16 protein-coding genes are annotated in these 22,277 nt (G+C 68.4%); 3 read left to right on the top strand and 13 right to left on the bottom strand.

Features of this window, described 5'->3' with window-relative positions; translation table 11 throughout:
* Nucleotides 1-70 precede the first annotated feature (70 nt).
* From ACFVXE_RS28165 to ACFVXE_RS28115, 11 genes are all read right to left on the bottom strand, one after another.
* Nucleotides 71-1,369 carry an MFS transporter gene (locus ACFVXE_RS28165; RefSeq protein ID WP_389675275.1) on the bottom strand — a complete coding sequence of 433 codons (1,299 nt, stop codon included), beginning with the start codon at nucleotides 1,367-1,369 and terminating at the stop codon, nucleotides 71-73.
* Between the two features lie 361 nt (nucleotides 1,370-1,730).
* Nucleotides 1,731-2,522: an enoyl-CoA-hydratase DpgD gene (gene dpgD / locus ACFVXE_RS28160; protein WP_389675273.1), complete on the bottom strand. Its 792-nt coding sequence runs from the start codon at nucleotides 2,520-2,522 to the stop codon at nucleotides 1,731-1,733.
* Nucleotides 2,519-3,817 (bottom strand): (3,5-dihydroxyphenyl)acetyl-CoA 1,2-dioxygenase DpgC, encoded by a 1,299-nt coding sequence (dpgC, locus tag ACFVXE_RS28155; RefSeq protein WP_389675271.1) that lies wholly within the window; start codon nucleotides 3,815-3,817, stop codon nucleotides 2,519-2,521. The genes dpgD and dpgC overlap by 4 nt, the downstream gene beginning before the upstream one ends.
* On the bottom strand, nucleotides 3,814-4,506 hold the full coding sequence (dpgB, locus tag ACFVXE_RS28150; RefSeq protein WP_389675269.1) for an enoyl-CoA-hydratase DpgB: 693 nt from the start codon (nucleotides 4,504-4,506) through the stop codon (nucleotides 3,814-3,816). Before dpgB ends, dpgC begins: the two co-directional genes overlap by 4 nt.
* A 56-nt stretch (nucleotides 4,507-4,562) precedes the next feature.
* Nucleotides 4,563-5,681 (bottom strand): 3,5-dihydroxyphenylacetyl-CoA synthase DpgA, encoded by a 1,119-nt coding sequence (gene dpgA, locus ACFVXE_RS28145; RefSeq protein WP_389675267.1) that lies wholly within the window; start codon nucleotides 5,679-5,681, stop codon nucleotides 4,563-4,565.
* A 115-nt stretch (nucleotides 5,682-5,796) separates the two neighbouring features.
* Nucleotides 5,797-7,113 carry a PLP-dependent aminotransferase family protein gene (locus ACFVXE_RS28140; RefSeq protein WP_389675266.1) on the bottom strand — a complete coding sequence of 439 codons (1,317 nt, stop codon included), beginning with the start codon at nucleotides 7,111-7,113 and terminating at the stop codon, nucleotides 5,797-5,799.
* Entirely contained in the window at nucleotides 7,088-7,321 is a 234-nt protein-coding gene (locus tag ACFVXE_RS28135) for an MbtH family protein (RefSeq protein WP_389675263.1), read from the bottom strand. The genes ACFVXE_RS28140 and ACFVXE_RS28135 overlap by 26 nt, the downstream gene beginning before the upstream one ends.
* A gap of 408 nt (nucleotides 7,322-7,729) precedes the next feature.
* Nucleotides 7,730-9,394: a carbamoyltransferase N-terminal domain-containing protein gene (locus ACFVXE_RS28130; protein ID WP_389675262.1), complete on the bottom strand. Its 1,665-nt coding sequence runs from the start codon at nucleotides 9,392-9,394 to the stop codon at nucleotides 7,730-7,732.
* Between the two features lie 238 nt (nucleotides 9,395-9,632).
* Entirely contained in the window at nucleotides 9,633-10,457 is an 825-nt protein-coding gene (locus ACFVXE_RS28125; protein WP_389675260.1) for a hypothetical protein, read from the bottom strand.
* 189 nt (nucleotides 10,458-10,646) lie between these two features.
* Complete coding sequence (locus ACFVXE_RS28120; protein WP_389675259.1) at nucleotides 10,647-11,984, bottom strand: hypothetical protein; 1,338 nt, start codon at nucleotides 11,982-11,984, stop codon at nucleotides 10,647-10,649.
* A 496-nt stretch (nucleotides 11,985-12,480) separates the two neighbouring features.
* Complete coding sequence (locus ACFVXE_RS28115) at nucleotides 12,481-13,200, bottom strand: DinB family protein (protein WP_389675257.1); 720 nt, start codon at nucleotides 13,198-13,200, stop codon at nucleotides 12,481-12,483.
* Nucleotides 13,201-13,955: 755 nt separating this feature from the next.
* Here ACFVXE_RS28115 and ACFVXE_RS28110 point away from each other — a divergent pair.
* Both ACFVXE_RS28110 and ACFVXE_RS28105 read left to right on the top strand, forming a co-directional pair.
* Nucleotides 13,956-15,275: a condensation domain-containing protein gene (locus tag ACFVXE_RS28110; protein ID WP_389675256.1), complete on the top strand. Its 1,320-nt coding sequence runs from the start codon at nucleotides 13,956-13,958 to the stop codon at nucleotides 15,273-15,275.
* Between the two features lie 259 nt (nucleotides 15,276-15,534).
* A complete protein-coding gene (locus ACFVXE_RS28105) occupies nucleotides 15,535-16,254 on the top strand; it encodes a methyltransferase (protein WP_389675255.1) in 720 nt (239 codons plus the stop codon).
* Nucleotides 16,255-16,703: 449 nt separating this feature from the next.
* Here the strand turns inward: ACFVXE_RS28105 and ACFVXE_RS28100 are convergent, their stop codons facing one another.
* Both ACFVXE_RS28100 and ACFVXE_RS28095 read right to left on the bottom strand, forming a co-directional pair.
* A complete protein-coding gene (locus ACFVXE_RS28100) occupies nucleotides 16,704-17,060 on the bottom strand; it encodes an ester cyclase (protein WP_389675253.1) in 357 nt (118 codons plus the stop codon).
* A 621-nt stretch (nucleotides 17,061-17,681) separates the two neighbouring features.
* On the bottom strand, nucleotides 17,682-18,836 hold the full coding sequence (locus ACFVXE_RS28095; protein ID WP_389675251.1) for an ROK family protein: 1,155 nt from the start codon (nucleotides 18,834-18,836) through the stop codon (nucleotides 17,682-17,684).
* 199 nt (nucleotides 18,837-19,035) lie between these two features.
* Between ACFVXE_RS28095 and ACFVXE_RS28090 the strand changes: the two genes are divergently transcribed.
* Entirely contained in the window at nucleotides 19,036-22,272 is a 3,237-nt protein-coding gene (locus ACFVXE_RS28090) for a glycoside hydrolase family 3 N-terminal domain-containing protein (RefSeq protein WP_389675249.1), read from the top strand.
* The last annotated feature ends 5 nt before the right edge of the window (nucleotides 22,273-22,277 follow it).

Here is a 22,277-nt window from a genome sequence, read left to right as displayed (position 1 = left end):
TTCTGGCTTTCCGTTCCCGACGGTGGCCGTGGTTCGCCCGGATACCGCCGTTTCCTGCCGCAGGCAGTCGTCACACGTGCATGTCCTCGGGCCAGACGGCCTTCCTGAGCGAACGTGCGCCCAGTCCGATCCCGACGGCCACGGCCTCGCACGCCGCCAGCACCAGGACCGCCGTCGCCGGGGACAGGTGCTGCAGGAGCTGCCCGCCGACGAGCACGCCCAGCGAGGAGCCCGCTCCGAACACCGTCATGCAGGCTGCGACGGCACGGCCGCGTTGCTCGTCGGGCACCTGACGGAATATCAGGATGTCCACCAGTACACGCACCGAGGGCCCGTTCAGCCCCATCAGGAAGAGCAGACCCGCCACCCACCAGGGCCCTCGTCCCAGCGCCAGGAGGGCGATGAGCACGGCCTCCACGGCGCCGACGGAGAGCAGCAGCACCCCTGGGGCCAGCATCCGGTGCAACGGCTTGACGAGGAGGGCTCCGGCCAGTCCGCCGACCCCCATCCCGATGGTGGCCAGCCCGAGCGTGCCGGAACCCACGCCCTGGTCACGCAGTTGCACCACCACCACGAGGATGATCGGCGCCCCCACGGTGTTCATGGCCGCACCGAAGAGCATGCCCGAGCGCAGCAACGGTCTCCTCCACAACACGTGCAGCCCGACCAGCATCCGCCGCAGGAGCGGGAGTTCGTCCTGCTGGGGCCGCCGAGCTCCGCCTGCCGCCTCGGCACCGGCCGTCCGTGCGGGCGGGCGGACGAAGAAGGTGCAGCCGGCCGCGACGGCGAAGCCTCCGGCAGCGACCAGGAAGGGCAGGCCGCTGGCGACCGCGTACAGGAAGCCGCCCAGGGGCGGTCCGGCCATGGCGGCAGCCTCGCTGCGCACCTCCTCCTGGGTGAGCGCGGCGGTGAGCTGGCGTCCGGGTACCAGGGACCTGACGAGCAACATCCGGGTGGAGCCGCCGACCGGCTGGACCGCACCCAACACCACTGCTACCAAAAGAAGATGAATGAGCGTCAACTCATGGAGGAAGTAGGCGGCCGCCACACTGCTGGTGGCCAGTGAGCGGGCCGTCTCGACCAGCAGCAGCAGACGGCGCTGGTCGTAGCGGTCGGCGAGCGCGCCCGCCGGCATCCCGCAGACCAGCGAGGCGAAGATCTGTACGCCTCCGAAGGCACCGGCCCAGCCCGGGGAGCCGGTGATCGCCAGCACCACCAGGGGGTAGACCAGGCCGACGATCTCCCGGCCGAGGAAGGCAGGCACCGAACCCGCCCAGAGCAGCTGGAAGTTGACGTTCTTCCGCAGCGGCGGATCGGCCGGTGCCTGTGGCTTGTCCAACCGGCTCACGGCGCCACCGGAGTCGCTCATCGCTCACCTTCTCTGGGTGGGGGTGGGGAGCCACGATCGGCTCGGGCGAGGGTTGCCCGCAGCGCGCCGGGGCCGTCCGCGCCACCGGGTTCCGGCTTCGGCCGACGCCGGCGAGCCGGCATCGAGCGCCCTCCCGCGCCGGGGACTCGGCGCCGGGCTTCCATGGCCCTCGGTGCTCCGACGCGGCCGGGCACGGACCCGGTTCGCCGGGTGTCCGGCACACTGATGACGGGGTTACGGATGGTGGGGTCAAGGATCGGCGCACGGTCACGGACAGCGACGGTCAGCATGGCACAGCGGTACCGGGCAGAGCCGCGGGTCCGAGAAGGTTGACAGCTTGTGGACAGGACCGGCAACCGGGTCACCGCCCGGCCCACTTGGGCCGGCGGCGGTCCGCGAAGGCCCGGGGGCCCTCGACGGCGTCCTCGCTGCCCATCCGCCGCTCCTCCCAGACGTAGCGGGTCGCGAACGCCTGCTCCAGCGGCAGGTCGACGGAGCGCATGACGGATTCCTTGATCGCCCGCAACGACAGCGGTGCGCAGGACAACAGATCGTCGACCCACCGCTCGACACAGGCGTCCAGATCGGCCGCCGGGACCACCTCGTTGACCAGACCCAGTTCCAGTGCCCGGGCGGCGGTGATCCGGCGGCCGGTCAGCAGGTATCCGAGCGCCGTCTTCAACGGCAGCTGCCTGGCCAGCCGGAAGGCCCCGCCGGCGCCGGGAACCAGGCCGAGCCGCGCTTCCGGGAGCGCGAACACCGCGTCCTCGGCCGCGACGATCAGGTCGCAGGCCAGTGCCAGCTCGAACCCGCCGCCCAGCGCGTGACCGCGCACCCGGGCCAGCACCGGCTTGGAGAGCGTGAAGCGCTCGGTCAGCCGGGGCCACCCGGGGAGGCCGCGGCTGCCGAAGGTGGTGGGGTGCGCGCCCGCCGCGTCGAGGGCGGCACGCTCCTTGAGGTCCTGCCCCACGGAGAAGGCCCCGTCGCCCGCACCGGTGAGGACAGCCAGCCGGACGTCGTCGTCGGCTTCCACGTCATCCCATATCCCGGCCAGTTCCTCGTGCATGGCGAGGTCCATGGCATTGAGCACCTCCGGCCTGTTCAGGGTCACATGAGCCACATGTCCGGCCTTGCGGTAGTCGACGCGCTTCACCGGGCCCGTCCGGCTCGGGCGAAGCGGCCGACCTTGCCGATGACGTCCTCGCTGTACAGACGGAGCGACTGCTGCAGCGCGAATTCGGCCATGTAGGCACGGAAGGCGTCCGGTGGTTCCTCGGCGAGGTTGAGCATCCGCCGGTTGGTGAGCACCGCGGGACTGTCCAGTCGCTCCAGGGCCACCTCCACCGCCGCATCCAGTTCGGAGGGCTCCACCACCTCGTCCAGCAGCAGCCGGGCGTCCGGTTCCGTCGCCCGGATCTGCCGGCCCCACAGCACCACCTGGCGGGAGCGCCGGCCGCCGGTCAGCCGTCCGAGTCGGAAGTTCCCCGCGCCGGGGACGATGCCTTCCTGCGCGGCGGGCAGACTGACGTACGAGTCGGCCGCGGCCAGCACCCGGTCGAAGACCATCAGCAGCTGGGCGCCGCCGCCGATGGCGAAGGTGTCGACCGCCGCGACCCAGGGCTTCTCGATGGTGGGCGACTGCCAGGACACCTCATGGTCCACCATCACTCCGCGGACCAGTTTGTGGATGTATCCGAGCTCCCGGCGGAGCAGGAAGTCCACCAGAGAGATCTTCCCCGCGTGCAGGCTCTTCAGGTTGATCCCCGCGCTGAACACCCGGCGCCCCTGGTAGCGGGGATGGGTCATCACCCCGCCGCGGAGCACACCCACATGGGTCCGGGGGTCGAGCAGCGCCAGGTCGACGGCCGTCTCCATGTCCTCGACCTGCTGGTTGTCCTCCGCGTTGAGGCAGTCGTCCCGGCACATGGTCAGATGTGCGGCGCTGCCCCGCCGTTCCAGGTGGACCGAGCTCAGCTCGACCACCCCCGTGCGACGGAATTCCGGAAGCAGCCGCAACGCCCGCTCGGTGGGCTGCAGCATGCTCTCCATCAGATGGGTTCCGGCTCGCGGTGCCCTCAGCAGTCCGCCGAGCAGGATGCCCTGGTCGATCTCGAGGCCCTCCTTCGCCCGCTGCGGCCGGGCCTGCTCGGCCTTCATCTGCTCGTCCGTGGCGACGAGGCCGGGGAAGGTCTCGGCTGCCGCGGCGACCAGGTCGGGCAGCCGGAGCCGGAGCGCACGCCCTTCGGTCAGCCGGTCGTACACCGCCTCGGCATGGTCCCGCAGCAGCGCGTGGCGAGCCGTCCTGACCGCGTTCTTGGACGCCGCGGCCCTTTCCCGCTGTTCCGGGACGCGGGCGGTGGGTCCGGGCAGTGAGGCCAGCAACTGCTCCGTACGGGCGGCGGCCTCCGCAACCGCCCGCACGGCGGACTCGGGAACGTCCCTGGTCATGAGGCGGACCCGACCGGGACGCGGCGCAGCACGCGGTCGCAGGCGGCGAGGTGGCTGCCCAGCGCGTCCTCGAAGGAGGTGGTGGATGCGTCCAACATCAGTTGGCGCCGCATCGCGATGCCTCCGCCGGACGCCGCTCCGACCAGCTCGGCCGCCTCCGCCAGGCCGGTCTCCGGGTCGTCGACGACCTCGTCGACCAGTTGCAGCTCCAGCGCCTGCCGGGCCGGGACGGGCAGGCCGCGCAGCACTGTTCTGCGGGCGGCGCCCACGCCGATCTGGTTGGCCATCCGGTACAGCGCCATCCCCGGCCAGACGCCGCCGGCATCGCCGGGAAGGAGGAGCCGCACGGTGCCGGTGGCGATCCGGTAGTCGGTGGCCAGCAGCGCTTCCAGAGCCGTACCGCCGCAGTCGCCGTCGGCTACACCGATCGTGGCGACGTCCAGCCGCTCCAGGCGGCGCAGCGCCCGCTCCCACTTGTTGACCAGGGGGACGGCCAGATCGTGGATCCACAGCGCGTCGGGGGCCCCGCTCAGCCGGAGGACGGCGACGCCGCTCGCGTCACCGTCCTCGACCCTGGCACAGAGGGCGTTCGTCTCCGCCACGAGAGCGGCGGTCAGGGGCCGGGAGCCGTCGATCCGGAGCACCAGCTCCGGGTCCACTCGCTCCGGAATGCCGGATGAGGTGGTCATGGTGGGTTCTGCCTCTCTGTCCCGATACCTGGAGTGGGGTGCCGACGGATGCGCGGTCACCAGCGGACGAGGGCGGTCTCGATGGTCGAGCCCGGTCCCATGGTCATCAGCACGCAGTACTCCCCCGGGTCGGCCACGCCCTCGTCGAGCAGCCGCTCGTAGGAGAACAGGAAGGATCCGCTGGAGAGATTTCCGTAGTCCCGCAGTACCCCGGTGGTGTGCCGGACGTCGTGGCGGGTGAGGCCGAGGTTCACCATGACCGAGTCGATGACCTTCTTGCCGCCCGAGTGCACCAGCCAGTGGGCGATGTCGCTGCGCCGCAACCCGGTTCCGGCCAGCAGGCGGTCGATCACCGTCTCGGCGTTCGCGCCGACCACATAGGGGACCTGGGGGTCCAGGTAGAAGCTGAACCGGTCCTGCGCCGAGTCCCACTCGTAGCGCATCGCGTCGACGGCGTCGGTGATGATGTGGCTGGCGAACTTCAGGATGCGGGGGCCGGGCTCGCCGTCGTCACCCGCCATGACGGCGACAGCTGCCGCACCGTCGCCGAAGAGACTGTTGACCACCGAGGTGCGCATGGTCCCGTCGAAGACGTAGGCGGCGGAGCAGGACTCGTCGCAGACCATGACTGCCAGCCTGCCGGGATGCGCCCTGGCCCATCCGGCCACCGCGTTGAGCGCATTCAGGCCGGCGTTGCAGCCCATGCCCACCACGTCCAGGCGGCTGCAGCTGGGATCCATGCCCAGCTCCTTGATGAGGAGCGCGCTCAAGCCGGGAGTGAGGAACCCGGTGGAGGTGACGCAGCACAGATAGCCGATGTCGTCGAGGTCGGCGCCTGCCCGCTTCAGGCATTCCTGCACCGCACGGATGCCCATGTCGATGCCCTGGGCCTTGTGCTTGGCAAGGAGCTCGCCCTGGACCTCCATGATCCGGCCGCCGTCGGAGTCCTCCGGAGGGAGTGTCAGGTAACGCCGGTCGATCGCACTGTTGAGGAAGACCGAGCGGATCCTGGGATCTTCGATCCCGAAGATGTCCAGCAGTTCGCGCTGGGTGTACGACGTCGGGGGTACGGCCGTGCCGATCGCCATGATCCTGGCAACATCGGGGGCGTCGAGGCCGGACGGAGGGGCGGTCGCGAAAGTGGCCGGGTGCAGCAGGTTCTGCGGTGGGGTCATCGGAAGGTCCAACCCCACATTCTGGGCTTGCTCCGGTGGCGCGGAGTGAAGGTTTCCATGTCTGGGTACGGTCGCCTTTCCTGTGTCGTCGGGTCACGCCTCTGCCGACAGGGCGTCAGCGCACGGCCTGTTCCCGGATGAAGTCCCCGAGCCTGTCCAGTCCCTCGTCGATCTCGTCGGGGAGCAGATGGCTGAAGGAGAGCCGGATCTCCCGGCGGGGCTCGGTCTCGGCGTAGAAGTGGTGGATCGGCGTCCACAACACCTGGTGTTTCCGGGCGCTGAGTTCCAGCAGTTCGTCACCCGCCACGAACGGCAGGGTGAGCAGGCTGAAGAATCCGCCGGTGGGGCTGTTCCAGCTGACCTCGGGGCTGCTGCCGGCCGGAAAGCGCTCGGACAGTCCCTGCTGAAGTCGGCGCAGATTCCCTTGGTAGACCTGGATCTCCCGGAGGTTGGCGGCACGCAGGCTGCAGCCGTGCGTCAGCAGCTTGCCGCCGATCACGGCCTGGGCGATCGGTGAGGTGTTGACCGTCAGCATGCTCTTGAGCTTGGCCAGCTGATCGGCCAGCGACTGGACGCCCCCACCGGGCCCGATCACCCGCTGGTCGGCCACAACGAATCCGACCCGGGCACCCGGCACCCCGGTCTTGGCGAAAGTTCCCAGGTAGACGACGCGTTCGCCGCCGTCCATCGCCTTGAGGACGGGCGGGCCGGAGCCGTCGCCGAAGATGCCGTACGGATTGTCCTCCAGCACCAGGATGTCCAACTCCGCGGCCAACCGCAGCAGTTCTCTGCGCGCCCCCTCGGTGAGGCTCGCCCCGGTGGGGTTGGCGAAGTCGGGGACCACATAACAGGCTCGTGGACGCAGGCCGGCCGATCTGGCCCGGCGCACCACGGCGGCCAGGTCCGCCAGATCGATGCCGTCCACCGAGTCACGCACGGGGAGCACACGCATGTCGGCCAGTTGGGCCGCACCGTGCACACCGACGTAACTGGGCACCACTGCCAGCAGCACGTCGCGGTCGTCGCGGCGGAGTGCCCGCAGTGTCAGATAGAGGGCCTCCTGGCAGCCGACCGTGACCACCACGTCGTCGGGGTCGACGGTGAATCCCTCGTCCACCCGCAGATTCTCCGCGACCAGCTCCGGGATGATGCCCTTGGTCCGCCCGTACTGGAGGATCTGGCGGCGGACAGCGGTCTCGTCACCGCCGAGCCGCTCCGTCGCATACGCACGGTACGTCTCGATGTAACTGTGCACCAGATCGAGGTCGAAGAATCCCTCGAAAGGCCGGCCGGCCGCAAAAGAAATGGCGTCGGGAAAGCGTATGGCCACCTCGTTGAGGAAATTCATGGACTCGCTGACCGGGGAACTCAGCGAATCGTGCAGCGCCGCGAGTTCCAACCGCGGATCAGCAGGCCGGTGTGGATCGCTCATCGGATTCCATCGCTGCGATCAAGCTGGCCGGGCGCATGTCGGTCCAGTGCTCATCGACATACGTCAGAGCCTCGTCATGGCCGGCGTCCCGCAGACGCACCTCCCACCCGTCCGGAACATCGATGAAGACCGGCCAGAGCGAGTGCTGCTCCTCGGAATTGGCAAGAACGTGGAACCGGCCGTTCACGTCGTCGAAGGGATTAGCCATTCGAAAACCTCCCCGTACGGGATTCCGGGAATAGGGATATGAGTCCTGCGCGAGCGGGGAAGCTTTCGTTCGCACCGCCGCCCGATAATCTATTCAGCCGACCCGGGGGGGGACAAGACCCGCCCCGGCCAAAATATGGCAGGCACCTGCCAACAGGGTGCAGCCGGCCTGCCGCCCGCTCGGGGCGCACTCCAGGTCGTACCGTCCCCGACGACATGGAGGACCGCAGTCCTGAGCGAGCGCCGAAGGCTCCGCCCCGACGAGGCTCGCACCCGGCCGGGGCAATCGGGCAAGGGCACGTGGTGAGCAGCGGGAATTTTCCGTCCGGTACAGCCGATGAGCTGTCCGTAAAAGGCCGGTCATGCTGTCGGCAGGAAGACGGCATGACCGGATGAACCGTCGCTGTCCCTACTGCGGATTGGTGTAGAGACGCCCCTCGGACCACACATAACGCGTGCCACCCCAGCGTGCGGCGGAGGAGACGTCAGGGAAGAAGCCACTGCCGTTGAGGTTGGCGCTGGTATTGCACAGCACCGGGATTCCACTGATGCGGTCGTATTCCGTCAGGATCCGAGCCGCCGCCGAATCCGTGGACGCGTCGATGGTCTGCAGGCGCGCGGATCCGTCCAGGTGCACGATTGCGGGGATGCGTTCGGCCCAGCCGGGCCGCATCTGGTGGTCGAACAGCATGTAGCGGTCCGGAGTACCGGGATCGAAGATGTCCGCGGCCCGGTCGGTGAGACACAGCGGCGCTACGGGACGGTAGTCCGCGCGGTTCTTGATCTCGTTGAGCCGCTTCTTCATTCCGGGGTCCACGGCAGGCGCGAGGATGCTGCGGTTGCCCAGGGCCCGGGGGCCGAGCTCCGCACGCCCCGACAGCACCACGACAGGCTCACCCTCGGCGTGCAGCAGTTCGGCCAGTTCGCGTTCGTCGCACGGCCGGACGGTCCAGCCCTCCGGCAACGGGCCCTCGGCGACCATCGGGCCGCTGTAGACGTTCCACTCCAGTGCCAGGTGCTCGGTCTGCCGGTACATCTCACAGGTGGCGGTGCCGATCGCGGCCCCGGCGTCATTGGGGAACGGCGGGACCCAGACGTCCCGGAAGAGCCCGCTGTTGCGGATGATGCTGTTCCACTTGATGTTCAGAGCACAGCCGCCGCCGAGGCAGAGGTTGAGCCGCTGCCCCATGAAACGCTTCTTGACCACATCGGCGAGCCGGTCCAGCAGAAGCTTGCCCAGGTACTCCTGGAACGTGGCGATGATGTCCGCATTGGTCATTCCCGGGAAGAGCGTGTCGCGCTCGGCGACCACTCGCTCTCCCAGCTCCGCCGCGTTGAAGGTCGAAATGTCCGAGAGGCTCTCGAGAAGCATGTCGAAGGTGGCGAAGGCCGACGTCTCGGCAGTGCCGAGTGCTGCATAGGCCATCGCTTTCCCTGCTACCGACAGATGGTGGAGCTCCCGCGCCTCGGGCGCGACATCTTCGTGGCGGAAGGGGTCGAAGAAGGCGCAGAAGTCCGCGAAGATATTGCCGGTCGTCGGGAACAGCGGTGCCACTGCCTTGACGGTCCTGGTCCTGGCGCTGACCTGATAGAGGCGGGGTGAGATGCCGCCGTCCCAGACCAGTACCAGTGAGTCCTCGCCGCGCTGCGCGAACGGGCTGGTGCAATAGGAGCCGAGCGCGTGATTGCTCACGTGGTGGTAACTGACATAGCCCAGCTGCTTTGAGTTGAAGTGGTGCTCGGTGAACTCGTACCGCTGCAGCGGGTCGAGGGACTGGATGCCGTCCACATAGGGCGCCACCGGCATGACGAAGTGTTCTCCGTCTCTGGTGGTGGCCACGCTGGGCACGTCCGCGTTCTTCTCCGGCCACCAGCCGTCGACGACGAACCGATCGACGTCTTCCGGATCCACTCCCTGTGAACGCAGGATCTCAGCGACCTGGTTCAGATCTCGCAGTTGCGAGTAGCGCAGTCCGTTGTCGAGCTTTTCCACCTCGACGCTGAAGACAAGACGGTTCCCGTCTATGAGTGCGACACCGCCGTCGTGCGAGGCCTTCACGCCCACAATCAGCACTTCTGCTACCTCTCTCCGCCGCTGAAGTCCGCAACCGGTACAGGAGCAGACTGCGGGGGTCCGGTCCCACGGCACCAGACGCAGTGCGAATGATGGCAAGTTCCGGTCAGCACGGGGCCGGTCGTCCTCAACTGCCGCGAGCCGGCGCTGGATGAAGAGGACGGCCCACTGCTCGTGCGAGCTCTCTCGAGGTATCCCCGGAATTGCCCGCTGCCGGTTCCACCTTGCATGCCGGTAGTCACAGTTCGATGCGGTACCAGGTGCGTTCGTCGTGGAACTGCAGCCAGGCCTGATTGCCGCGGCAGACCTTGCGGCGAGCCCATGTGTCGGGCCGTGTTCCGTCCGCGAGGAGGAGCGGGGCTGAGGCCACGGTTTCGAGGGGGCCGTTCTGGCTCCGGGTGAGAGTTACGGTGTAGTGGCCGGGGAGCTTGCGGGGGCCGGTGTCGGCTGCGAGGAAGGCGACGTTGTCGCCGTCGACCAGGACGGCCGGGGCGAAGTGGATCGGTGTGCGCCGGGTCCAACGGATGCCGGCGGCATCGATCTCCACCAGAGGGAACCCGGTGTAGGGGTAGGCCAAGGTCTGGTCGGCGCCGACGTTGAGGGCGTAGCAGTCGACCCAACTGCCGGGACCCATGGGGTCGGACGTCGCGTACCAGGCGGGTTCGCCGGCGCCGGTCCAGCGGATGAGACCGGGCATCGACATGGTCATCCGTGGGGCGGGCTGGGGCGTGGTCCCGGAGCTACTGGTATGTCGGCGATTCGCGGGAGGTTGCGCACAGACGGCTGCCTCGTCGCCGTAGCCGATCCAGATGTTGCCGTTCGTGTCGGTGAGCAGGTGTTGGATGTCGTCGCCCGCATGGAACGTCGTCAGCCGCGTGCCGTCGTGACCCACGACGAGTGCGTTGTGGGGGATTTCTCCTTCGAGGGCTTCGAAGGTTGCTGCTGGTGGCCCAGAGGGCATGGGGCAGCGTGCGGCAGCCAGGACGAAGCCGCTGCCCAGCGAGTCGATCCCGGGAAAGTGAGCCGAGTTCCGCCAGGTCCACTTCGTGGACGTCTGTGCCATCCATGATCACTGCCAGCGCGTCGTAGCGGAGGCGCTGGTCCGGGGGCACACGACGGGTGCAGGTGGCCTCCGGCGGGACAAGCAGGGTGACGACGCGTCCGAGTGCGTCGACGGTCGATGCCGCGACCTGCCGGTCGCTGTAGCGGTGGGGCAGTTGGGCGTAGGGCTCAAGGCGACGGGGAGTCGCGGTCACGGAGTTGCCTCCTGAGGGTGTTCCGGCTGAGATGTCCGGACGGTGCGCAGGTAGTCGGCAGCCTCCTGAGTGAGGGTGTCGACGGGCCATCCGGCGAGGGTGGTCAACGCGGTGCGGCGTACTTCGGGCGTGCCGCTGGTGAGTGCGGACCGCAGCAGGGGCCATCCGTGTTCGGGATGGCGTCGCAGGAAATGTGCGAACAGCAGTAGGGCGTGGTCGCGTTCGGAGCGGGGGGTGGTGGCAAGACGTCGTTCGGCCAGGTCGATTATGTGTGCGGCGTGTCGGCGGTCGCTGTGGCGCAGTGCGTGGACCCAGGTCGGGTCGAGCAGGGACGGTCCGGTTTCCAGACGGGCCAAGAGTTGGGCCGTCGGGCTCAGGTGCAGGACTTCGGCGGGTCTCAGAGCAAGGTGGAAGTCAGGGCGCCGGGGGTCGGCGAGGTGGTCCAGGACAAGCGCAGACCATCGGGGTTCGTGGAGCAGGCCCTCGTAGCGTGCTGTCAGGTACTCGATGTCGGCTGGCGCCCAGGGCAGTTCCTGGGGCGGGTGGCGGAAGAACATTGCGATACTGATCAGGTCGAGCAGCATGGCGACGGTGGGTGTCCATGTCTGGACCAAGTCGGCGTAGCGGCGCAGCACGGGGACGGCGTCCGAGTAGTCGGCCAGGCCGGGTGCGGGACCTCCCTGGCCGTCGGCCATTGCGGCCAGGATGCCCCCGGCGCCATTCAGGAGCATGACGTCGATGTGCGGGTGGCTCAGTGCGCTGTGCAGGTCGCCGGTGGTCGCGGCGAGGTGGGCCAGGTACTCGTCCATGATGGTGTTGCGGAAGCCCTCGCACAGCAGCCACGACCTGATAGCCGGGTCGGTGGTGTCGCGCAGCGTCCGCACCGCCTGGATGCGTCCCCAGCCCACGACCCGTTGAGCAAGGGCGTGGACTGCCAGGTCTCCGTCGGGCTGGGAGCGCTGGAGTGCGACAGCTGCGTGGAGGGTGAGCTCATCCAGGGTGCCGAGCAGGAGCAGCAGTTCGCGGTCGCGGATGTCCCCGCCCAGGCCCAGGAGCACCAAGCCGATCTTGACCGGGGCTCGATGGGTACCGTGTTCCGACAACTGTCGGCCCAATCGGCGCAGGCCGTCGGACGGCAGACCGCGGCGGCGGACCTCGACGCCGAGCTCGTCGGCGATCTCGATCGGCGAGCAAGTGGCGAGGAGGTCGTGGAGGCCCCTGAGCCTCTCGTCGCTGATGCTGGACACCGGTGCCAGCATCAGGAGTTCGAGGCGGTCGGCGAGTTCGACGCCGGTGGGAGGAACAACACCGTCGCCGTCCGGGGTACGTCGCACCAGAGCGTCATCACCGCCGCCTACGAAGACGAGGCGAGCGCTGTCCGGGCGTGCATCGGGAAGAGGATCGCCGAACCCGGGCCACGGACCGGGACCGTAGCGACCACGGAGGGTCCGCGCGTGGTCGAAGAGGGTGGGACTCTCGCCGGCGACACCGCCGTTGCGCGCCCACCACGAGCCGGTCAACAACCTGAGGGCTGGCTGCCCTTTCGCTTAGTCATGACGTGGATAGTGCCCAATCCGGCTCGTCTTGGCAACCGGGCCCTTCGCCGGCGGACCTCGCTGTGCGAGGCATCGCGCTCATTCGGCTGCGGCTGTCGAACTCGTCAGGGGCCTTGACCCCGCACGACCTGGCTGCCCGAAGACGGCCGCCGTGGCGCCCCGGACACCGCCGAGTGGACAGCACGCCTCTTCCGGTCCGCCGTGCAGGTGGACGTGGGCTTGCACCGACATCCCGGTCGGCTTGTGAAAGACCACCTTCGTGGTCCGACCGGGGCTACTCTCCGGTCGTGAAGCGGGCCCGCCACAGGTCGCGGAGCAACGAGATCTCAGCCATGTGGTGGATGAATTCGAGGTTGGCTCCCGCCAGCACGGTGATGAACGGGTCGTCGGGGTCGGAGCCGTACGGGTACTGGGAGAAGCCGACCGTGTCGAGCTGCTCGTCGGTGACGGCGCCGACGCTGTCGCGCCAACGGTCGATCAGCGCCCAGAACCGCTTGAGCCCCAGGTCGGCGGAGGGGGTGAAGTCGACCAACAGCTTCGGCTCCTGCCGCCGTTCCCCGAAGGTCCACTCCCATTGGCCCGCAAAACAGGAGTGCAGGTGTCCCAGCCGCCACGCGATGGTGGTGACCGGCACGTGGTCCGGCTCCGGCGCACCGTTGTGGGCGAGGATCTCCTCGACCCGCGCCACGCTCACACTCCAGTCATCGGCGATCTTGGCGATCGTCATGCCGCCGGCGGCCTGCCGGGCGACCTCCGCGTACTCGCTCGCCGGGATGTCCGGTGCACCCTTGTCGATCACCCACTCGCCCGGCCCGTACGCCCTGGGCGTCACCGCCTCGCCCCGGCGCCGGATCGACCAGCAATCGGCCACCGGCTCCCACAGATACTCCGCGTCACCGAGACCCGTCAACCGTACCTTGGCCATCTCCCGGGCCTGGTCGAACTGGTCGAGCAGCAAGCCCGGACGGTCGGTCCGCGCACCCTCGGTCCCCATGTCCCGATCCCTCCGTCATCGCGCCTCGCACCTCACCGCGCTCCGACGGAAGTTAACGGCTCTCCCCATCGGGTGCGACCGATTTACCCGGCCACGAAACACCGCGCAATGCCGGAACGGAATGCGGGGCCGGTCGATGATCAGTGGGTCCGTGCTCTCGACTTCCCTGCGGCGTGGCGTGGAACGCCGGACGGCTGAACCGTTCGGGACGTGGTGTCGCCGATGGCGTTGCCCGCAGACAGCCATGTGCACAGCGAGTGGTCTTCGCATCTCAGCGGCCTGGAGCTGGGAGAACCTCACCGGCACGCCGCGGCCGTTGCCCACGAAACCTCGGCCGTCGCCCGCAGCTTCCGAGAGGCGGCGGACAGGGCGCAGGCCATCGGTGAGTCCTGCCTCTCGGCGGGGCCGGCCTCCTCCGCAGACGTCCGGGGTTCGCCTGCGGGGCTGGTCCGAGCCGAGCGCTTCCCCGTACTGTCGACTCGCACAGCAATCACTGATCACGCCCGGCCGCCAGGAGCACATTGGTGAGCAATCCCCAGCCCCTTCCACCCGAAACGCCCGCTCCTCGGCGCTCCGGTCGCGGAGACACCCCTCCGACGCGATGAAGCCTTCGCCTCAACGACCCGGTTCGCAGAGCGTCTTGTCCCAAGGCACACTCCGAATCGGGAACCGGGACACACGGTCCGGGCGTGGAGCGGGGCTCCACGACGCGCTGCCCGATCCAACGACCGCCCGACTCGCCACCGAGGTGTCACATGGCCGATGACCATCCCGTCTCCCCCGCCCAGAAGAGACTGTGGACCCTCGACCGCCTCCATCCGGGGAGCCCTGTCTACGTGGTGCCCCTGATCTACCGGGTGGACGGCGACTTGAACGTCCCGGTCCTGGAACGGTCGCTGAGCGAGGTCGTCCGCAGACACAACGTACTCCGTACTGTCTTCCGGGTACGGTCGCGCGCCCCCAGGCAGGTCGTCCTGCCGCCTGAGCCGGTACGGATCCCGGTCGTGGACGTCGCCGGTCACCTGGATCCGCAGGCCGAGGCGGAGCGGCTGGCGGTCGCCGAGGCGCGCCGGCCGTTCGACCTGAACGCCCATCCGATGATCCGGCCGCTGCTCGTGCGGCTGGCACCCGACAGACACCAGCTGTTCCTCACTCTCCATCACATCGCGTGTGACGGCTGGTCGCTCCACATTCTGGAGAGCGAACTGTCGACCTGCTACCGGTCCTGGCTCGCGGGCAAGGAACCCGAACTGCCCCCGATGGCGGAGCAGTACACGGATTTCACCGAATGGCAGGCGGCCCGGCTCGAAAGCCCCACTCTGCACAGGGCATCGGAGTACTGGCGTAAGCGGCTGGCCGACGCTCCCGCATCCGCGACCATCCCGGCCGACCACCCGCGACCGGCCGTCCAGAGTTTCGACGGCAGCCATGTCCGGTTCGACATCGAGCCCTCCGTCGCCGAGCGGGTCGGTCTGCTGGCCAGAGCTTGCGGTGCGACTCCCTTCGCCGTACTGCTGGCGGCGTTCGCCACCCTGATCCGCGCGCGGAGCGGCGCCGCGGAGGCCGTCATCGGCACCCCGGTGACGTACCGTCAGCGCGAGAGTCACCATCGAATGATCGGCATGTTCGTGAACACGGTCGTCCAGCGGCTGGCCGTACCGGAGACAGCGACCTTCCGGGAGCTGGTGCACCGGGCGCGCGACGAGAGCAGGAGCGCGATGACCCATCAGGCCCTGCCGTTCGAGATGCTCGTCGAAGAGCTGAACCCCGTGCGGGACCCGGCCTTCAACCCGGTGTTCCAGCTGATGCTCAGCTACCAGGAGGGGGAGCTTGCCGGACTCGCGCTGCCGGGATGCAAGGTCGGCATGGTGCACGGCGACACCTCCACGGCCAAGGTCGACCTGTCCCTGAGTGTCACGCGGGCCGGCGGGCGCTACCGTGGCCGGCTGGAGTACAGCAGCGATCTCTTCGATCCGGCGACCGCCCACTGCATCGAAGAGCAGTTCCGAACGCTTCTCGCCTCCGCCACCAGCGACCCGCTGCGCAGCATCGGCAGTCTCCTGCCACCGGACTGACCGGTGGACCCGGTTTGCGGGCGCGAGGCCGTATCGATCGTCTACCGTCTGGATGGCAGGCTCGCGACGGCGCGGGCCTCCACGTCGCATGGCAGCAACCGACCACCGACCCCTGCCGGAAAGTACACCGCCCAACTCCCCGCCCCCATCTCCCTGAGCCGGTCGAACACCTCGAACACACCGGTCACTCACCCGTTGTGGAAGGGAGATGTGCTGTCGCTCGACGTCGTCCGTCTCGCCATACCTGCCTGGAGGGCACGTGCTCAGTGATTTCGGCTACGAAGTAGGCCGCTGGGACATCTCCCGATTCAAGGAGCGCGACCCGCAGGATACGTTCACGGCACTGGGCCTGGAATGGAGCCTGCTTCCCGACGTCTGGCCAGGAAGCGCTGTCGCCACCGGGCTGTTCACTTCGTGGCTGCCGTTCGAGGAGGCCGACACCTTCCTCGAGGTCGGCTGCGGGTCCGGGGTGACGGCGATCACCGCGGCCATGCATGGCTGCTCTCGGGTATGCGCCCTGGACATCAGCCCAGCGGCGGTGGAGAACTCCCGATTGAACGCGGTCCGTCATGGCGTCAGCGAACGGATCACCGTGCTGAACAGCGACCTCTTCTCCGAGCTCGACCCGTCCGACACATTCGATCTGATCTATTGGAATTCTCCCTTCGTGGAGGCTCCGACCAGCCACCGGTACGAGAGCCAGCTCGACTACGCCGTCTTCGACTCCGACTATGCGATGCACCGGAAGTTCTTCGCCGATGCGAGCAGGCACATGACGGAGGGGGCGCGCGTGTTCCTGGGCTTCAGCGACACGATGGGCAACAGCGCCCGCATGGGAGAGTTGGCCGAACGCGCAGGATTCACAGGTTCCGCGTACCGGCGAGAGGTACTCAACCTTCCCATCGACGTACCCGGCGTACCGGTGCCTGGCGGCACGATGGATGTGGACTACGTGCTGTACGAGTTCCAGCGAGCATGACTCGGGGTCCGAGGAACATCCATGTCAGATCGTGCGCCAAGCCCTCGCTTCCCCTGGTGGGCGGCTGACGGAACGTCGGACGGAAGACCGGTCTGAAGTCTTCCCCCGCGATGTGTTCTCGGACACCGGGCCTGCCCGCCTCGCGTACGGGCAGGCCCGTGCTCTGCTCGATGCGCACACTGCCGCCGCAGGACCGGGCACCGCTTGGGACCTGTGCGAGCACCGTCACTCCTCGCCGACCCACCTCGGCGAGGCCGGGGCGAGCCTGCTCATGCTGAGGGCTGAATCCCGGCACAGGATGCCGGAGAATGCGCGAAAGTACTTCAAGCCGCCCCCGGAGGCAATCGCCGACGTGACCAGCCTGCTGCCCCGGACGATGGGCGGCGCTGACTGAAGTGCAGTCAGGTCACGGCCGGTGCCCCTGCCTCCGCCAGGTTCGACGAGGGGCGTCACCCCTCCTGGCGGGCGAGGCTGGAAAGTCCCCACAACTCCGCGATCCGTCCGTGGCGCACGCGGAAGATCTCCATCATGGTGGGCGCGGTGTCGGGCACGCCGCCCGAAATGCCGCACAGCACCGAGCGAACGGCGACCTTGTCGCGGTCCACGAGCATGTCCTCGACGGTGACCCGGGCCTCGGGACAGGCGGCAAAGAGTCCGGACGAGGCGCGGGAGACGGCAGCAACACCTGTCGTCCCCAGCGGATGACTTACGAAGTCCACCGCAAAGGTTGCCTCAAGAGCCGTGAGATCGCGGGCGTTGAATGCCTCGTACATGTCCTGGCCAGGAGTTCTGGCTTCATCTGTCATCAGGTCTTCTCCTGTCCCCGGAAGGGGGCGTGATGGCCGGTGCCCCTACGGACGCGTGTCATCGCCGCCGATCGAGTCGACATCGGTACCCAGGCGCCGCGCCCGAGCGGCGTCGCGGGCGGGCGCGGCTTCGCGATGCGGCCCGGACCGGAAATGCGCCGAATGGCGTCCGATATGCGGTACGTGTTTTCGGCTATGCGGTGACGGTTTTCGGTTCGACCCTCGACCGTGCCGTCCCACTTGCGCCGACAGGGCGGGGCGAGGGCCGCCACCATGCCGCCCGACCGGACGACGACGAAGCGGTCCGCTCCCTCTCCGGGCAGGGCCGTCCCGCGGTCCGTGCCGGTCGGCGCGCGATGTCGGATGCTGCGCCTGGCAACGCGCACGGGTGTCCCCGTGCCGGACGCATCCGGGCGATACGACGACACGGCGAGGTGCCGTAGCTGCCACCGCGCGTCCGTCGGCGATTGCGGGGCGGCCTGAGCGCGGTCCACACGTTCGCCTGTTGCCGTACCTTTCCGGACGAGGGCACGGCATCGAACTCCAAGTGCTCTGATACGCAACGTACTTGTAGAGTTCTTCGAATCGTCGGCGTGGCCGCCCGACGGGAAGATCCGTCAGTCAGCGCGGCACCAGAGTCGTGGCCAGCTGGAGTGCGCCCAGCAGTTCGGCACGGGTACCGAGCACGGCCGGGACGATGTCGAGGCAGGCAGCGATGGCCGGCTGGGCGTGCCGGTGAACCGCCGTGGTGATCCCTTCGATGAACGCGTCGCCGGAGGCGCCGAGTTCACCTCCGATGATCAACGCGGTCGGGTTGAGGAGATTGCAGAGTACGGCGAGCATGCCGCCGAGTGTCCGGCCCGCCTCGTCGAAGATGCGCTGGGTGATGTGGTCGTCCGCCTGCCCGAGGCGGAGCAGACCGGGTTCCACATTGGGATGGGTGTGGGCTATCTGCGCTTCGAGGGACGTGACGGAGACCACCGTCTCCAGGCAGCCACGATTGCCGCAGCGGCACATCTCGGTGTGTCCGGGCAGCGGGGTGTGCCCGATCTCCCCCGCGAGCCCCAGGGAGCCCCGGTAGGGCTGGCCGCCGACGACCAGTCCCGCGCCGATGCCGTGCGATGCCTTGATGTAGAGGAAATCGGTGTGACGTCGGCCGGCGCCGAGGTGCCGCTCGCCGTAGGCGCCGAGGACCGCGTCGTTCTCCGCGCGCACCGGGACGTCGAGCCGCCGCTCCAGCTCCTGCCGGGGGGCAAGACCCACCCAGCTGGACAGGATGGTGGGCGAGCGCACCAGACCGGTGTCGATGTCGAGCGGTCCGGGGACTCCGGCCACTACCGCGGCGAGGTCGTCGACCCCCTGGGAGCTGCGGAGTTCGTCGAGCAGCTGCACGGCCAGGTCGATCGCCTCGGTGGCCCGGAGATCGACGTCGAGTTCCATGTGCCGCTCGGCGAGGGGGTGGCCGAGGGAGTCGGCGAGGGCGACATTGATGTGGTTGTGGCCGAAGTCGATACCTGCCACGGGCGCCTCCCGCGTGACGGCGCGGAGCACGGCCGCGGGCCGGCCACTGCCGGAGCCAGGACCCTTGGTCTCGGCCTCGGCCTCGGTGACGCGCCCCTCGGCCAGAAGCCGGGTCACGGCGTGATTGACCGTACTGCGCGGAAGGCCGGTGAGTTTCACGAGCTGGGCGCGGGTCACGCTGCCGCCGGACCGGATGAGACGGAAGACGTCTTCGCGCGTCCGGTCCCGTGGTGAGGCGCTCGCTGACGCTGTCATAGGCGGATCTTAGGGCATCGCGCCTCCCATTCAAGCAATTATCGAACAATTAAATGATCCATGATTGGCCGAAAATTCTTGCAAGTGATGAGCTTTCTGCCATTGACGCACCTAAAACATGATCCATAAGGTCAAGCCGTTCGCCACCGAGGCGAACCCCCCACCTGGACACCGCCGTTCACAGAGGACTGACGCCTTGATGCATCTCTCCACCCATTCCCAGCCGAAGCCGCGACGGGGCCGCGCCACGGCCATAGCCGCCGCCACAGCCGTCGTCGCCGCTCTCGTACTCGCCGGAGCGCCCGCGGTGTCCGCGGCCACGACCGACCCGAACCCGGGCACCCTGGAGCTGCAGAACGCCGCGCTCTCCCGCGAGGCCGCCACGCAGGGCATGGTGCTCCTGGAGAACCACAACCGGGCGCTGCCGATCTCCAAGTCGGGCAACGTCGCGGTCTTCGGTGTCGGGGCCTACAAGACCGTCAAGGGCGGCACGGGCTCGGGCAACGTCAACAACCGGTACACGGTCTCCGCACGTCAGGGTCTGGAGAACGCGGGATACCGGGTCACGACCAGCGACGCGTACTGGTCGGCGATGACGCAGGCCTACGACGCCAAGTACAGCAACAGCTCCAGCAGCACCTACGGACAGAGCGTCGACTACGCCTCCGTCGAACAGCCCCTGTCGGCCGAGTCCGCCAAGCCCTCGGCCGACACGGACACCGCGGTCTTCGTCCTGGCCCGCAACTCCGGTGAGGGGGCGGACCGTTCGTCCGGGCCCGGCGACTACCTGCTCACCGCGACCGAGCGTGCCAACATCAAGCTTCTCGGCCAGACCTACAAGCGCGTCGTCATCGCGCTGAACACCGGCGGGATCGTGGACACCTCCTTCTTCAAGGAGATCAACGCCGAGACGAAGGGCCCCGACGGCGGCACCGCGCTCGACGCGATGCTGCTGATGAGCCAGGCCGGCCAGGAGAGCGGCAACGCCCTGGTCGAGGTGTTGAACGGCACCGTGGTCCCGTCGGGCAAGCTCACCGACACCTGGGCGTCCGCGTACTCCTACTACCCGGCCGCCGCGACGTTCGCCAAGAACGACGGCGACCCTCTGACCGAGCAGTACAGCGAGGGCATCTACGTCGGCTACCGCTACTTCGACTCCCTCTACAAGAAGATCGACGCCGCCGACCCCGCGAGCGTGGTCAACTACCCGTTCGGTTACGGGCTGTCGTACTCGTCCTTCGACATCAAGGCGCAGAGCGTACGGGCCGACGCCCGTACCGTGAAGGTCACGGCGAAGGTGACCAACACCGGGCTCTCCTACAGCGGCAAGGAGGTCGTGCAGGTCTACGTCTCCGCGCCGCAGACCGGGCTGGACAAGGCGTACCAGCAGCTCACCGGCTACGTGAAGACCGACACCCTGGCCCCGGGCCAGTCGCAGACGGTGACGGTCAACTTCGACACCTCCTCGCTCGCCGCCTACGACGAGTCCCGCGCCGCCTACGTGCTGGACGCGGGCGACTACGTGGTGCGGGTCGGCAACTCCTCCCGGAACACGCACGTCGCGGCGCGCCTGAACCTGTCGAGGACCGTGGTCACCGAGCAGGACCACAACGAGCTGACCGACCAGAAGCCGGCCACCGAACTCACCAGCTCCAAGGCGGACTTCTACAGCTACCCGGACGAGCAGAGAGAGATCGCGGGCGCCCGGCGCATCAGCCTCGACCCCCGCTCGTTCCGCACCGAGCAGAGCGCCTCGGAGTTCGAGCAGAACGTCAAGGTGGACTCCAGCTCGCCGTACTACGCCCTCGACGGCGACAAGATCTCGTCGACCACGGTGTACATCGACCCGAAGCAGAAGAACTGGGAAGGCACCGGCGCGGCCTACCGGCCGAAGACCGGTGAGAACGTCAAGCACGTCAGCACCGACGCGTCGACCACCCTGTACGACGTCGCCAAGGGCAAGGCGACCATCGAGCAGTTCGTGGCCGGGCTGGACGTCACTCAGCTCGCCAACATCGTCGAGGGTGCGAGCGCCGCCGGCAGCACGCTCACGGCGAAGGGCGCCGCCGGCTACACGACGTCGGCGTACGAGAAGCTGGGCATCCCCGGCATGACGCTGTCGGACGGCCCCGCCGGTCTGCGCCTCACCCAGCAGATCGCCACCGACCCGCCCTCTTACCAGTACGGCACCGCCTGGCCGATCGGCACGCTGCTCGCCCAGAGCTGGGACCGCAGCCTGGTCTCCCAGGTCGGCACGGCAGTCGGCAAGGAGATGCAGAAGTACGGCGTCCAGCTCTGGCTCGCGCCGGGCATGAACGTCCACCGCGACCCGCTCAACGGCCGCAACTTCGAGTACTACTCCGAGGACCCGCTGATCTCGGGCCTGACGGCAGCGGCGACCACCGAAGGGGTCCAGAGCATCCCGGGCGTCGGCGTGACGATCAAGCACTTCGCCGCCAACAACCAGGAGACCAACCGCACCACCACCAACACGGTGGCCGGCGAGCGGGCCCTGCGCGAGGTCGAGCTGAAGGGCTTCGAGATCGCCGTGAAGGCGGCTCAGCCGATGTCCGTGATGAGCTCGTACAACAAGCTCGACGGCACCTGGACCGCCAGCAATTACGACCTGCTCACCGACCTCCTGCGGGGCGAGTGGGGTTACAAGGGCACGGTCATGTCGGACTGGGGCGGCAGCCACTCCGCGCTGACCTCGATGTACGCCGGCAACGACCTCATCGAGCCCGGCGGCAACCCCTCCGAGGTGATCAACTCCATCAAGCAGGTGGCGCCGTCCATCGACGTCTCGGGCCTGCCCGCCTACAACAAGAAGACCCGCTCCACGGGGGCCGTCAGCTACACCTGGCAACTGGGTGGCCTCACCCTCTCCGGCACCGGCGGTACGGCCGTGACGACGACCGTCGACCAGAAGACGGACCTGTCCCAGGTGCCGCAGTCCGGTGAGACCGTCACCGACGCGATGAACAACCAGGTGTTCACGCCGAACGCCAAGTTCGGCTCCGTGGACGACGCGTACCGGGCCGTGACCGCGCTGCTCGACCCGAGCAGCACGGCTCTCACCGCCGCCCAGAAGGCAGCGATCAGCATCACCGGCGTGCAGCACGCCACGGCGTCGGACGACACCACCCCGGTCGTCTCGTACACCGTCAAGGTCACGGGCGACTACCCCGCCCAGGGTTACAACCTGCGCCTGGGCGACCTGCAGCGCAGCGCGATCCGCGTCCTGACCACCGCGGCGCAGAGCTCGTCGTTCGAGGAACTCGCGGGCCTGCAGGGCGTGCACGGCATCAAGGTGGAGCCGTACACCGCCCAGTTCAAGGACCTGGAGCCCGCTGTCACGACCGACAAGAGCACCGTGACGAAGCCGTCGGACGACAAGCACTCCGGCAACCAGCACGGTCGGCACCCGGGTCACTGACCCTG

This window comes from Streptomyces sp. NPDC058231 (assembly GCF_042882275.1).
In the GTDB taxonomy this organism is placed as follows: Bacteria; Actinomycetota; Actinomycetes; order Streptomycetales; family Streptomycetaceae; genus Streptomyces.
This window is presented reverse-complemented; position numbering and strand designations above follow the sequence as displayed.